At 72.2% G+C, this 13151-nt stretch carries 15 protein-coding genes; 9 read left to right on the plus strand and 6 right to left on the minus strand.

Going from position 1 to position 13151, the window contains the following annotated elements:
* Nucleotides 1-16: 16 nt before the first annotated feature.
* The 3 genes from L8M95_RS11175 (at nt 17) to L8M95_RS11185 (ending at nt 2802) form a co-directional block, all read left to right on the plus strand.
* On the plus strand, nt 17-1309 hold the full coding sequence (locus tag L8M95_RS11175) for an AI-2E family transporter (RefSeq protein ID WP_260486211.1): 1293 nt from the start codon (nt 17-19) through the stop codon (nt 1307-1309).
* A complete protein-coding gene (locus L8M95_RS11180) occupies nt 1296-1799 on the plus strand; it encodes a hypothetical protein (RefSeq protein ID WP_260486212.1) in 504 nt (167 codons plus the stop codon). The genes L8M95_RS11175 and L8M95_RS11180 overlap by 14 nt, the downstream gene beginning before the upstream one ends.
* A 100-nt stretch (nt 1800-1899) precedes the next feature.
* Nucleotides 1900-2802, plus strand: a complete 903-nt coding sequence (locus tag L8M95_RS11185) for an alpha/beta fold hydrolase (RefSeq protein ID WP_260486213.1) — start codon at nt 1900-1902, stop codon at nt 2800-2802.
* 164 nt (nt 2803-2966) lie between these two features.
* Here L8M95_RS11185 and L8M95_RS11190 read toward each other — a convergent pair whose 3' ends face one another.
* The gene (locus L8M95_RS11190) at nt 2967-3437 is read right to left on the minus strand and encodes a hypothetical protein (RefSeq protein ID WP_260486214.1); all 471 of its coding nucleotides are present in this window, start codon (nt 3435-3437) and stop codon (nt 2967-2969) included.
* Between the two features lie 230 nt (nt 3438-3667).
* Between L8M95_RS11190 and L8M95_RS11195 the strand changes: the two genes are divergently transcribed.
* A complete protein-coding gene (locus L8M95_RS11195) occupies nt 3668-4258 on the plus strand; it encodes a maltokinase N-terminal cap-like domain-containing protein (protein WP_260486215.1) in 591 nt (196 codons plus the stop codon).
* Nucleotides 4259-4414: 156 nt separating this feature from the next.
* On the opposite strand, the gene L8M95_RS11200 is transcribed toward L8M95_RS11195, so the two are convergent.
* The 4 genes from L8M95_RS11200 to L8M95_RS11215 all read right to left on the minus strand — a co-directional run bounded on the left by L8M95_RS11200 (nt 4415) and on the right by L8M95_RS11215 (nt 8099).
* The gene (locus L8M95_RS11200) at nt 4415-4966 is read right to left on the minus strand and encodes a YceI family protein (protein WP_260486216.1); all 552 of its coding nucleotides are present in this window, start codon (nt 4964-4966) and stop codon (nt 4415-4417) included.
* Nucleotides 4967-5098: 132 nt separating this feature from the next.
* Nucleotides 5099-6028, minus strand: coding sequence for an alpha/beta hydrolase (locus L8M95_RS11205; protein ID WP_260486217.1), 930 nt, complete (start codon nt 6026-6028; stop codon nt 5099-5101).
* A complete protein-coding gene (locus L8M95_RS11210; protein ID WP_260486218.1) occupies nt 6025-6678 on the minus strand; it encodes a TetR/AcrR family transcriptional regulator in 654 nt (217 codons plus the stop codon). Before L8M95_RS11210 ends, L8M95_RS11205 begins: the two co-directional genes overlap by 4 nt.
* Nucleotides 6675-8099: an NAD(P)/FAD-dependent oxidoreductase gene (locus L8M95_RS11215; protein ID WP_260486219.1), complete on the minus strand. Its 1425-nt coding sequence runs from the start codon at nt 8097-8099 to the stop codon at nt 6675-6677. Before L8M95_RS11215 ends, L8M95_RS11210 begins: the two co-directional genes overlap by 4 nt.
* Before the next feature lie 220 nt (nt 8100-8319).
* On the opposite strand from L8M95_RS11215, the gene L8M95_RS11220 reads away from it, so the two are divergent.
* The 5 genes from L8M95_RS11220 (at nt 8320) to L8M95_RS11240 (ending at nt 12006) form a co-directional block, all read left to right on the plus strand.
* On the plus strand, nt 8320-9075 hold the full coding sequence (locus L8M95_RS11220; protein ID WP_260489235.1) for an SDR family NAD(P)-dependent oxidoreductase: 756 nt from the start codon (nt 8320-8322) through the stop codon (nt 9073-9075).
* Entirely contained in the window at nt 9072-9950 is an 879-nt protein-coding gene (locus L8M95_RS11225; protein ID WP_260486220.1) for an SDR family oxidoreductase, read from the plus strand. The genes L8M95_RS11220 and L8M95_RS11225 overlap by 4 nt, the downstream gene beginning before the upstream one ends.
* A gap of 25 nt (nt 9951-9975) precedes the next feature.
* Entirely contained in the window at nt 9976-11160 is a 1185-nt protein-coding gene (locus L8M95_RS11230) for an LLM class flavin-dependent oxidoreductase (protein WP_260486221.1), read from the plus strand.
* An 88-nt stretch (nt 11161-11248) separates the two neighbouring features.
* Nucleotides 11249-11581 carry an MTH1187 family thiamine-binding protein gene (locus tag L8M95_RS11235; protein WP_260486222.1) on the plus strand — a complete coding sequence of 111 codons (333 nt, stop codon included), beginning with the start codon at nt 11249-11251 and terminating at the stop codon, nt 11579-11581.
* The gene (locus tag L8M95_RS11240) at nt 11578-12006 is read left to right on the plus strand and encodes a hypothetical protein (protein WP_260486223.1); all 429 of its coding nucleotides are present in this window, start codon (nt 11578-11580) and stop codon (nt 12004-12006) included. The genes L8M95_RS11235 and L8M95_RS11240 overlap by 4 nt, the downstream gene beginning before the upstream one ends.
* Nucleotides 12007-12027: 21 nt before the next feature.
* Here L8M95_RS11240 and L8M95_RS11245 read toward each other — a convergent pair whose 3' ends face one another.
* The gene (locus tag L8M95_RS11245) at nt 12028-13056 is read right to left on the minus strand and encodes a triacylglycerol lipase (RefSeq protein ID WP_260486224.1); all 1029 of its coding nucleotides are present in this window, start codon (nt 13054-13056) and stop codon (nt 12028-12030) included.
* Nucleotides 13057-13151 lie beyond the last annotated feature (95 nt).

The following is a 13151-nucleotide window of genomic DNA, read 5'->3' on the forward strand; positions in this document are numbered from 1 at the left end:
CGTTTATCCTGAGGTCATGACACCAGGCCCGCCGCCCCCCGGCCCGACCGCCGCCCCGTTCGACCGTGCGCATCTGCCGTACCCGGTCCTGCTGGCGGCGGGCTGGTCGGCGTGCCTGCTCCTCATCGCGGGCGGCGGGTGGCTCGTCGGGCAGGCGGTCGGTCGGCTGTCGGTCATCATCGCGCCGCTGGCGATCGCGGTCCTGCTCGCGGCCATGCTCCGCCCGGTGGTCGACCGCATCCCGGCGCGGGTCCCTCGGGCTGCGGCGGCCCTCGTCGTCGTCGTCGGAGTCCTCGCGGTCATCCTCGCCGCGCTCGCGGCGGTCACCACCCAGCTCGCCACAGGCGTGCCCCGCATGCGTGACCAGATCTCGTCGGGCACCGACTCCGCACTGCGGTGGCTCGAGGAGGGCCCGCTGCACCTCACCGCGGACCGACTGCAGGAGGCCGTCACCCAGGCCCGCACCTGGATCGAGTCGAACTCCGAGGCGGTCGCCGCCGGCGCGGTCCAGTTCGGCCACACCGCCGTCGACGCGGTGGCGGGCGTCCTCATCTGCCTGGTGTCGCTGTTCTTCTTCCTCTATCACGGGGAGAAGCTGTGGGAGTTCTTCGTCCGATGGCTGCCCCGGGCGAGCCGGGAGCACGTCGACACGGCGTTCCGGCGCGGGTGGGGCAGCCTCGGTGCGTACACGCGCACCCAGCTCACCGTGGCCGCGATCAACGCCGCGGGGGTCGGCATCGGCGCGCTGCTGCTGCGGGTGCCGTTCGTGATCCCCATCGTCGTGGTGGTGTTCCTGGCGTCGTTCGTGCCCATCGTCGGCACCCTCGTGGCCGGGGTGATCCCCACGGTCCTGGCGCTGGTGGAGCGGGGCCCGGCGATCGCGATCGCGATGCTGGCGATCGTCGTGGTCGTCCACCAGCTCGAGTCGCACGTGCTCCAGCCACTGCTCATGGGCCACGCCGTGGCGCTGCACCCGCTCGCGGTGATCCTCGTAGTCACGGCCGGCACGTACCTGTTCGGTGTCGTGGGTGCGCTGTTCGCGGTCCCGGTCACCGCGATGGCCAACACCGTCGTGCGCCACCTCGCGGCCCGGGGCGGCGCGGACAGGGGCGACGCGGACGGCGGCGGTTCGGACGACGGCGACGCGGACCTCGGGCCGGGGTTGGTGCCCGGGCGCGACGAGGTGTCCGGACCCGACGGTGGGGAGGACATCCGGGGGGACGACGACGAGGCGCTCCAGACCGGGCACGACGACGATCCCGATCCCGCCGAACCGGTCGTGAGGGTCCCTGACCATGCGCCGCGATGACGGGCGGGCCGCTGCTCGGACCCCCGGCGTGGAGGTCGTGCGCTCGAGCGTCGTGCCCGCGCCCCGGGACCGGGTGTGGGCGCGGGTCGTCACCGCCGAGGGGGTAGCGGACGAGTTCGGCCCGCTCCTGACGATGCGGTTCCCGAGGTCGCTGCGGGGGGCGTCGATCGCGGACCTCCCGCTGGGCCGGCCGGCGGGGCGGGCGTGGATCCTCTTGGCGGGCGTCGTCCCGGTGGAATTCGACGACCTGGTGGTCACCGAGCTGGAGGCGCCCCGGTATTTCCGGGAACGTTCGAGCCTGGGCTCGTGCCGCGTCTGGGAGCACCGACGGGAGCTCGAGGCCCTGCCCGACGGCTCCACCCGGGTGACGGACTCCCTGCGGGCCGAACCCCGGACGGTGCTGCCGGGGTCGGTGGTGCGGATGGTGGTCAGCGTGCTGTTCCGCCACCGGCACAGGCGGCTGATCCGGAGATTTTCCGCCCGTATGTGACGCGGGGAACTGCGTCGACGTCGCCGTGGGCGCACAATGACGGTAGGTGCTCCCTGCGACGAGATACGGCGCGGGAGGCCGTCCCCGAGGGGGAATCACTATGCAGACCGCGACACTCCACGGACGAGAGCTGGCCTACCGCGAGGCGGGTGCCGGCGAGGGCAAGCCGACGATCCTGCTCATCCACGGCATGGCCGGCAGCTCGACCACCTGGCGCGAACTCATCCCGCGTCTGGACGCCCACTTCCACGTCATCGCCCCGGACCTGCCCGGTCACGGGGAGAGTTCACTCGACTTCGACGACTACTCGCTCGGCGCGATGGCCTCCGCCCTGCGCGACCTGTTGGTGGTCAAGGGCATCAAACGGTGCACGGTCATCGGGCAATCGCTCGGCGGCGGCGTCGCCATGCAGTTCGTCTACCAGTACCCGGAATACTGCGAGCGGATCGTCCTGATCGGCAGCGGCGGCCTGGGCAAGGAGGTCAACTGGATCCTCCGGATGCTGGCCGTCCCCGGCGCCGAGCTCCTGTTGACGGTCGGCGCGGCCCCGGTCTTCGTCAACGCCGGGAACTCGGTGGGGCGTTTCTTCTCCGGCCTGGGCATCCGTGCGGACGCGATCACCGAGTCCTGGTCGGCCTATGACTCGCTCAGCAGGCCGGGTCACCGCAAGACGTTCTTCAAGACGTTGCGCGCGGTCGTGGACAACAAGGGACAAGCGGTGTCGGCGGCCAACCGGCTGCACCTGGCCGGGCAGTTGCCGTTCCAGTTGATCTGGGGCGACCGCGACCCGATCATCCCCATGTCGCACGGTCACGCCACCCACGAGGCGATCCCCGGCAGCCGCCTGGCGATCGTGGAGCGGACCGGCCACTACCCTCATGTCGAGGACCCGGCGGCGGTGGAGCGGATCATCGTGGAGTTCATGACCGAGACGCAGCCGGGGCACATCGACCCGGAGACGCTCAGCGACCTGGTGACCGCGGACATGCGCCCGGCGGACTGAACCGGCGGGCTCGGCCCTACACGCGGCTGGGGATCTCAAACGGCTGGGCATTTAAGACGGCTGGGCATCTCACACGGCTCGGCCCCGACTCCCTCGTGGGGAGCCGGGGCCGAGCCGGGTGCTGCGCTATCGGCAGCGTGTCGCTGCCTCCGCGCGAGCGGTTATCAGGAGCCGAACGCGGGCTGCTCGGTCTCGCCGTCGGTGTCGTCGCCCTCGGCGCCGCCGGTCAGCGAGCCCAGGAGCTCGGTGGACCCGGCGCCCTCGGTCTCGTCGCCGTCACCGGGGGTCTCGGCGTCGATGCCGCGGAGGATGTCGATGGCGCCGGCGATGTCACCGGTGAACGCGGCACCGACCGCGGCGGTGGCGTTGGCCTCGCACTCCTCGCCGCTCAGCCCGGGCACCACACCCTCGGCCGAGCCGAGGAAGTCGTAGGCGGAGATGGTGCCGCACAGCTGCTCGGCGATGGCGGAGACCTCGGCGGGGGTCTCGACCTCGTCGAGGTCCTCCTCGGTGACCTCCGTCAGGGTGGTGTCGGTGCCCTGGATCTGGTCGTCGGCCTCCTCGGCGGCGGCGAGGCCGGCACCGGCGAAGGACAGGGCGGCTGCGGAACCGATCACTGCGATGGTCTTCTTCATGTGGGTCGCACCTTTCTCTCGGCATTCCGGGGGTCTCCCGGCGATATGGCGGCAACCGTAACCGCCGCCCCTGCGGCTTGGCTGTGATGGTCGTCACACCGGCTGGGGTCGGTGGGTGGCGGCTGGTGGCGATACGCAGGGGGAACGAGTGCTCCGCGAATTCTTCTTCATACATCCACCCGGCCTGGTGATCGTTTGCCGGGCCGGACGAATTCGGGGACTCTTGACGCATGAGTGGAACTGCCGAGATCTATGACGCCGTCCTGAACCCGGGCAAGCTGGAGCTGCTCCGGGCGTGGGTCCGCCACCAGGACTGGTTCGACGGTGACCCGGAGGTCCTCGAGCAGGTGACGGCCTACCGGTTCGTCGACCCCGCCGGCGAGGTCGGGATGGAGTGCTTCCTGCTCACCGACGGCTCGCGCACCTTCCACGTACCCGTGACCTACCGGGGCTCCGAGCTCGACGGCGCCACTCTGGTCGGCGAGATGGAGCACTCGGTGCTCGGCCGACGCTGGGTCTACGACGCCTCCGCCGATCCCGTCTACCTCGCCGAGGTCCGCCGGGTGATCAGTCACCGGGACGTCGCGGCCGATCATCTCCAGGTGGAGGACGGGTCGATCACCCCGTCGCCGGTGAACGTCCGCGGCGGGGGTGACGGGATCACCCAGGGCGACGACCCGGAGCTGCGGGTCATCCGCGTCGTGTCCGAGGAGAACGACGCGGAGGCCGACGGCCCGCTCGTCGGCTCACCGGGCACGCTCACGGCGACATGGGAGGACGAGGACGGGTCGCACACCGCGGTCCTCGTCGTCGTCTCCTAGGGTTTCCGCCCCGCCCCGAGCGGCCCGGCTCGCCGCCCCGCGCACCTCGCCCCAGAAACGGAACGCTCGCCCCGGCAGGTGCCGGGGCGAGCGTTCACTGTGTGGGGCAGGGCCGTTGGGTCGTGATGCGGCCCCGCCGCCATGACGGGCGAGCGGTCAGGCGCTCTTGATGGCCGAGACCTCGATCTCGAGGGTGACCTTCTCCGAGACCAGCACGCCGCCGGTCTCGAGCGCGGCGTTCCAGGTGAGGCCGAAGTCGCTGCGGTTGAGGGTGGTGGTGCCCTCGAAGCCCGCGCGCAGGTTGCCGAACGGGTCGGTGGCCGTGCCCGCGTACTCGAAGGGGATCGTCACGGACTTGGTCGTGCCCTTGATCGTGAGGTCGCCGGTCACGTCCACGCCGCCCGAGCCGTTGGCGGCGATCTTCGTAGAGGTGAACGTGATCTCGGGGTAGGTCTCCATGTCGAAGAAGTCGTTGGACTTCAGGTGGCCGTCCCGATCGGCGTTGCGGGTGTCGATCGAGGTGGCGTTGATGGTGACCTGGGCGGTGGCGCCCTCGATGCCCTCGGCCGGGACGGTGACGGTTCCGGTGAAGTCGTTGAACGAGCCGCGGACCTTGGTGACCATCGCGTGGCGGGTGACGAAGCCCAACCGGGTGTGCGTGTCGTCGAGGGTCCAGGTGCCGGTCAGGTCGGTGAGGTTGGTGGTCATGGTGACTCCTTGGGGTGGGGTTGCCCGCCCGGCGGGCCGGACGAGTGCTTGTTGTGTCACCCACTATAGGTCGCGCTCTATGACGTGTCAACAACTATTCTCGGGGATTCCCACGCCCGCCGGGCCGCGGGGTCAGCCGACGTGCCGCTCGAGGAAGTGCAGCGCGTGCTCGACCGCCCGGTCGTGGCACGGCCGGCCGGGGAAGAGGTCGAAGTGGTCGCCCGGGTAGTGGCGGACCTCGGCGCGCGCGGCGAAGGCGGCCGTGGCGGAGGCGTGCGGCGGGGCGCTGCGGTCGAGGTCGGCGATCTGGACCAGCACGGGGACGACGACGAGGTCTTCCGCGTGCCGGCCGGGCCGGAACGTGCCCAGCTCGGTGCCGATGGAGGCGCCCACCTCGTTTCGCCAGGTCGGCCCGGCGACGGAGGTGTAGGCCTCCTCGTACCCGTCCAGGGACAGCAGGGCGGCCGACCCGGGCGGGCCGACCAGGGGGAGCAGCGGCTCGGGTCGCCCCGCCGCCGACACCGCCCTGGCGGCGATCGCGGAACCCGTCGCCCGCAGGAGCGAGGCGGGCGTGTGCTGGCGGGCCGCGGCCAGGGCGGCGGCCCGTCCGTCGACCAGGGGGATCATCGCGATGACGGCGGCGACGTCGTCCCGGCCGCGCGCCACCTCCATGACGTGGCCCCCCGCGAGCGAACAGCCCCACAGCACGATGCGCTCCGGGTCGACGTCGGGCCGGGCGGCCGCCGCGGCGATCGCCGCACGGTAGTCGTCCTGCTGGCGCGCGGGGGAGACGACCTGCCGGGGTCCGCCGTCGGACCGGCCGAAGCCGCGGTAGTCGAAGACGAGCGCGTGGTACCCGGCGGCCGCGAACGCCTCGGCGAACGGCATGAGCCCGGAGTCGGCGGTCCCGCCCAGCCCGTGCGCCAGCACCACGCACGGGCGTCGCGCGTCACCACCGTCGTCGGTGGCGCCCGCGCCGGCGGCGGGCAGGAACCATCCGCGGCACTCGGCGGCGTCGGCCCCGGATCCGGAGCGGAAGGCGATGTCGACGGGGCTGGTCATGCGGTTCTCCCTGGGGCTGCTGCGGCGTCCACCGCGGGGTCGGGCCTGCCGTACAGCGCGCGGACCCACATGTCCGTGGCGACGGTCAGCAGTGGCTCGCGGGGGCCGTCGGTGTCGAAGGCCAGTCGCTCGAGCACGGTCTCGTTGATGTGGATGAGCCCCACGGCGAGCGCGTCCGCGTCCACACCGTTCGGTGCTCGACCGGACGCGCGTTCCGCGCGCAGGAACTCGGCGACCGGGGCGGCCATCACCCGGCGGCCCTCGTCCCACAGGGCGCGCGTCTGCGCGTGCTTGCTCCGGGCGGTGAGCAGGGCCCGGTAGATGTGGGCGTTCTCCAACACGCGGTCGGTGAGCTTCTCGAGGGCACGGGCGACGCGCGGGCGGAAGTCGCCCTCGCCCCCCACGATCGTCTCGACCGCCGCCTGCGCCTCGTCCTGCACGGCGGCCAGCAGGACGCCCACGGCGGCGGCCTTGGAGTCGAAGTAGAAGTAGAACGCGGACCGGGTGATCCCCGCGGACACGGTGAGGTCGGCCACCGAGATGTCGTCCAGTGGGGTGGTGCGTAACCGGTCGTCGAGGGCGGCGAGCAGGGCCTCGCGGCGGCGGTCGCCGCGCGGGGAGGTGTTCGCCGACGGGGCGGCCGGCGTCACGTCGTCACCCGGGCGCGCAGGGCGGTGCCGCGATCGCGGGCGCGCTCGAGCCCCCGCGGGATCTCGCGGGTGCGCAGGTCCCGCTCGTAGAGGAAGTAGTCCACCTGCTGTTGGTGGCGCGGGGTGTCCAGCATGTGGCCGATGTACTTCTTCTCGTCCTCCAGGATCACCCGCTCCATCTCCGCGACCGGTGGCGTGCGGTACAGGCCCGCCGCCCACGCGGCGACGAGGCGGGCCTGGGCCTCGACGAACGGGAACAGCGTCGGGGTGGACTGGGCGAAGCCGACAAAGACGAGGTCCTCGATGCCCGGGGTGAACATCCGCTTGTAGAGCGGGACGTGGTTGTGGTCGTCGGCGCTGAGGAAGTCGCGGTCGAAGAACGGGAAGGTGGTGTTGTACCCGGTGGCCTGGATGATCACGTCGAACTCGTCGCTCGTGCCGTCCTCGAAGTGGACGGTGCGGCCGTCCAGTCGTGCGATGTTCCCCTTGGCGACGACGTCCCCGGAACCCAGTCGCAGCGGCAACTCGACCGACTGCGTGGGGTGGGCCTCGAAGAACTTGTGGTTGGGGGTGGGCAGTCCGTAGGACTCCGGCCGCCCGGCCGACATCGGCTGCATCGCCTGGATGGCCTTGCGCTGCCAGGAGTACGGGATGTACGGGAAGGTCGCGAAGTACTTGTCGGCAGGCTTCCCGGCGATGTACTTGGGCACGATCCACGCGCCCGACCTGGTGGACAGCGTGACCTCGTTGCGCATGGCCTTGGACGACAGCTCGACCGCGATGTCCGCGGCGCTGTTGCCCAGGCCCACGACGAGGATCTTCTTGTCCATGAGGTGCAGGGGATCCCACGGGTCGATGTAGGCGTGCGAGTGGATCATCTCCCCGGTGAACTCGCCGGGGAAGTCTGCGAAGCGCGGGTCCCAGTGGTGCCCGTTGCCCACGACGAGGCCGTCGAAGTGCAGGGTCTCGGTCCCGCCGGCCCCGCCCGTCCCGCCGGCCCCGCCCGTGCCGCCGGCCCCGGCGTGTGCCGCGGACCCGGTGCGCGACGTGGTCAGTTCCCACCCGCCGTCCGGCAGGCGCTCGGCATGCTCGACCCGCGTCTCGAACTCGATGGCCGGCAGCAGGCCGAACGCCTCGGCGTAGTCGTCCAGGTACTGCTTGATCTGGCTGTGGTGGGGGAAGTCCGGGAACTCCTCCGGCATCGGGAAGTCCCGGAAGCTCAGCTGGTGCTTGGAGGTGTCGATGTGCAGCGAGCGGTAGGCACTCGAGCTGCCGTTGGGGTTGTCGAACGCCCAGTTCCCGCCGATCCGGTCCGACGCCTCGAAGCACACCGCGTCAATCCCGTAGTCGCGGAGCATCTTCAGCGTCGTCAGGCCGCTGATGCCCGCGCCGATCACGGCGATTGTGCAGGTCGATGTCATGCGAACCCCTTCGGCGGATCTCTCGGCGAGGCAGACTCGCCGACAAGAAAGCTATGGCGCGGATCACACTATGGCCCGTGTTGACGGTCGTCAACAGCTTCCTCCGGCCCGGCGAACCACCCCACCGAGGCCGGCCGTCAACCCTACTGGAGGCCCCGTGGACCCGGATCGCACACACGTCCCCACCCCTGACCGCGACAGCTCCTCGGACGGTTCCGATGTGGCCGCGCGCGGCCGGTCCGCCGTCGTCGTGGGCGGGGCGTCGGGGATCGGGTGGGCCACCGCCCGCGCTCTCGCGGCCGGGGGGTGGCAGGTCACGATCGGTGACCTTGACGCCGAGTCGGCTGCCGCCCGCGCCGCCGAACTCGGCCCGGCGCACCGGGCGTGCGCCGTCGACGTGACCGACGAGGCGTCGGTCGAGGCGCTGTTCGCCGGGACCGCCCCGGACCTGGTGGTGACCACGGCCGGTGTCAGCACACTGGGTCTGGTCACCGACCACGACACCGCAGAGTTCCGCCGGGTGGTCGATGTGTGCCTGACCGGCGCGTTCCTGGTGTTCAAGCACGGCGGCCGGGTGGTCCGCGACGGCGGGTCCATGGTCGCGATCGCCTCCCTCAACGCGCGGCAGCCCGGCCGGGGGATGGCGGCCTACTGTGCCGCCAAGGCGGGACTGGTGATGCTCGCCCAGGTCGCGGCCCTCGAGCTGGGCGAGCGCGGGGTGCGGGTCAACACCGTGTCGCCGGGGTTCCTCGTCACGCCGCTCACCGAACCCGTCCTGCAGATCCCGGGCCTGGCAGAGGAGTACGCGGAGAACTCCGCGATCGCCCACCGGGGGACCGCCGAGGACGTCGCCCGCGCCGTGCTGCACCTCGCCGCGGCGGACTGGATGACCGGCGAGGACCTCGCGGTCGACGGCGGCGCCCAGCTGCGCCGCTACCCGGACGTGCTCGGGCTGGCGACCAGGGCGTTCTCGTGACCGCGCTGCGGGGCCCGCGGCTCGCGGGGGCGTCGGCCGTCGTCACCGGCGGCGGATCCGGGATCGGTGCGGCCCTCAGCCGCGCCCTCGTCGCGGCGGGCGCGCACGTGGTGGTGGCCGACATCGATCTCGCCGCCGCGCGTCGGGTCGTCGAGGAGGTGACGACGACGAGGTCCGGCCCCGGCACCGGGTCGGCGGGCGCCGGGAGTGCGGAACCGGCGCAGCTCGACGTCACCGACGCCGCCGCCGTGTCGGCCCTCGTCGAGGAGGTGGTCGCCACTCGCGGCAAGCTGGACCTGATGTTCGCCAATGCCGGCATCACCTGGGGCGGCGACACCGACAAGCTCACCCTCGAGCAGTGGAACGCGATCATCGACGTCAACATCCGTGGGGTGGTCCACTGCGTGCACGCCGCGTACCCGCACATGATCGACCGCGGCGTCGGGGCGATCGTGCTCACCGCGTCGATGGGTGGGTTGTGCCCGGCGGGACTGATCACCAGTTACGCCATGACCAAACACGCGGTCGTCGGACTCGGGCTGTCCCTGCGCGCCGAGGCCGCCGGACACGGGGTGGGCGTGACGGTGGTGTGCCCGGCCGCGGTCGACACCGCGATTCTCGACAAGGGCGAGCTGGACGGCTTCGACGGCCGTCACTTCTATCTCGACGGCCAGGGGGTGCGACGCCCGATGGATCCCGACCGGTTGGCGGCCCGTGTCCTCGAGGGGGTCGACCGCAATCGCGCGCTCGTGGTCGAACCCGCCCGCGCCCGCGCCACGTGGAGACTGCAGCGACTCGCGCCCGGGGTGATGGACCGGATGATCGCTCGGTACGTCCGCGCCTCCCGCGCCCGGGCGGCACACCCCGCCATGTAGATGACGGATCAACTATGCTGATCGCATGAACTCATCAGCCTCCGCACACGACCCCGCGACGCCCACCTCGTCGTCGTCGCCCTCCACCCACGGTGTCTCCTCCACCCGGGGTGTCGCCTTCGGCCTCGACACCTTCGGTGACACCACGGTCGACCGCGACGGTCGCCCCGTCCACCACGCGCAGGTCCTGCGCGACGTCGTGGAGCAGGCCGTCCTGGCCGATCAGGTGGGCGTCGACGCGTTCGGCATCGGCGAACACCATCGCCCGGACTTCGCGGTCTCGGCACCGGACGTCCTCCTCGCCGGTATCGCCACGCGCACCGAACGCATCACGCTGGGCTCGGCGGTCACGGTGCTCTCCAGCGACGACCCCATCCGCGTCTTCCAGCGCTTCGCCACGATCGACGCCCTGTCCAGCGGCCGGGCCGAGGTCGTGCTGGGCCGCGGCTCGTTCACCGAGTCGTTCCCGCTGTTCGGCTTCGATCTCCAGCAGTACGAGCAGCTGTTCAGTGAGAAGCTGGACCTGTTCGCCGCGCTGCTGCCCGAGGGGCCGGTGACGTGGTCCGGTGAGCTGCGGCCGCCGCTGGTGGACCAGCACGTCTACCCCAAGACCGAGCACGGGCTGAACGCGTGGATCGCCGTCGGCGGCAGCCCTGAGTCCGTGGTGCGCGCGGCCCGCTACCGGATGCCGCTCATGCTCGCGATCATCGGTGGCCCCGCCGGCCGGTTCGCCCCCTTCGCCGACCTCTACCGCGAGGCCAATGCCCAGCTCTCGGGCTCGGGGTCGGGCTCGGGGTCGGCGGGAACGGACGCACCGCGCCTGCCGATCGCCGTCCACTCGCCCGGCTTCGTCGCCGAGACCGACGCCCGGGCGGCCGAGCTGTCCATGCGGCACTGGCTGACCAACCGCAACCAGATCGGCCGGGAGCGTGGCTGGGGCGATGCGGTGGAGGCCGACTTCCACCGCGAGGTCCGCTCCGGTGCCATGTACGTCGGCTCCCCGGAGACCGTCGCGCAGAAGATCGCCACCACCGTCCGCACGCTGGGACTGGACCGCTTCGATCTCAAGTACGCCAGCGGCCCGACCCCGCACGACGACCTCATGACCTCCATCGACCTCTACGGCCGCAAGGTCATCCCGCGCGTCCGGGAGCTGCTCGCCGAGGCCGGGTACACCGCGGGTGTGCCGCAGACGGTCTCGCGGCTGTGACGGTGGCGTGTGACGTGGGTCTGTGACGTAGGTATCGTCCGGTGCCGCCGATCTGCGCGCGGGGCCCGACGGGATTACGGTTGGTGCCATGCTGTTCGCGTTCTCCGTCGCCCCCACGTCCACCGCGGACGACTCGGCCTCCATGAGTCGCGCGGTCGCGGACGCGGTCCGCGTGGTCCGGGAGTCGGGCCTGCCCCACGAGACCACGTCGATGTTCACCACCATCGAGGGCGAGTGGGACGAGGTCATGCCCGTCATCCGCGCCGCCACCGACGCCGTCCTGGCCGTGTCGCCGCGGGTGAGCCTGGTGCTCAAGGCGGACCTGCGGCCCGGCCGTTCGGGGGAGCTGCGCGGGAAGGTGGAGCGGGTGGAGCGGCACCTCGCCGGTGGAGAGGTCGACGACGACGAGGGCCGCTCGTGACGGCTCCCCGCCCGTCGGATCGGACCCCGGACCGGGCCGGCGCGACGATCGAGCCGGTGACGCGGTCGCGGGGTAGGACGACGGTGGCGTACGTGGTCGCCACCGGACTCGGCGGGTTCGGAGCGCTCGTGATCGCGGTCGAGCAGATGCTCTCCGGCCGGGCCGGGATGCTGGACGTGCTGCTGTGGGCCGCGCTGGCCGTGCTGCTCATCGGTGCCGCGGCGCACAGCTGGTGGCTCGGTGGCAGGAACGAGGAGCGTTCACGCCGAATCGCCGCGTCCGTCCGCCCCGATCAGATCACCGCTGCCGTGCGCGGATCGTCGGGCGAGATCGACGCGGTGCGGCGGCTGCGGGTCGCCCACCCGGGTCTCGGCCTGCGGGACGCGTTCGAGCTCTACCAGCGTCACACCCGCGACCCGCGCTGACCGCGCCGCCGACTCCCGACCTCAGCAGCCTCCCGCGCCGCCGAGCGCGCCGGCGACGATCCCGTGGGTGCGCCGGTCGACCGCGATCCCGCCGTGGGAGGTGGGCCCGCCCCCGCACGCGTCCTCGGGGACGACCCACCGCACGCCCGGCCCGGGCACGAAGCTGCGCTCGGGCGGGAGCAGGTGGTCGCCGCGGGTGGCGATGAGCGTGTACCCGACGCCGGGCAGGAACGGGGTGCGGTCCAACCCGTACCAGGCGGTGATCATCGGGCTGCCCGGCGACAGTTCGGCGATCCCGCGGAGGTTGGCGGCCCACAGGCCCAGGCCCGCCACCTCGCGCGGCAGCTGGTGGGGGAGGAGGCCGCTGTTGTCGGCGCCCCAGTAGCCGCCCACGGAGACGACGCGGTTCACGGCGCCCGGCCGCAGCACCTTGGTGGTGTAGCCGGCGATCGCCGCGCCCTGCGAGTAGCCCACGAGGTCGACCTGCTGCGCTCCGGTCACGGCACGGACGTGGTCGATCACCCCGGCGAGTTGCGGTCCCGACGCGCCGACGATCGAGTCGAGTCCGCCTCGCGCCGGGTTGCCGGCGTAGGCGCCGAGAGTCGGGGCGATCACGCAGAACCCCTGTCGGCGCAGCGGTTCACCGAGGCGGGGCACGGTGTTGGCACCGTTGTCGAAGGTCCCGTGGACGAGGATCACCGGCCGCGGATGCGCCGGGGTGGGTCGGCAGGTGACGGGCGCGTCCACTCCGGCCGGCGGGCCGGGGTTGCCGAGCGGACCGTTGATCCCGTTCAGGGCCTCGGTGACGTACGGCCCCAGTTCGCCCGCGGGGTCCAGGTCGCGCAGGTAGTCGCCGAGCGGTCCGAGCTGTGCCTGCGCCCCGGCCGAGGGGACGAACTGGTCCGCCACCCGGGCCGGCACGGCGCCCACCGAGGCCGCGACGGGGATCGCCAGCGTCAGAGCGGCGAGCGCACCGGCCAGCCGGGAGCGGCCGGATCGGCGCGCCGGGCGACGGCCGGACGGGCGTGGGCGTGTGCCGGAACCGAGCATTTCAGACCCCCCGGGGCGTGACGGTGAGACAAGTATGCGTCCCGCGCGGGCGATGGGGAACCGCTGCGCCTCACGAAATCGGAGCCCCGCGCGAC

The organism is Dietzia sp. B32, from assembly GCF_024732245.1.
Classification (GTDB): Bacteria; Actinomycetota; Actinomycetes; order Mycobacteriales; family Mycobacteriaceae; genus Dietzia.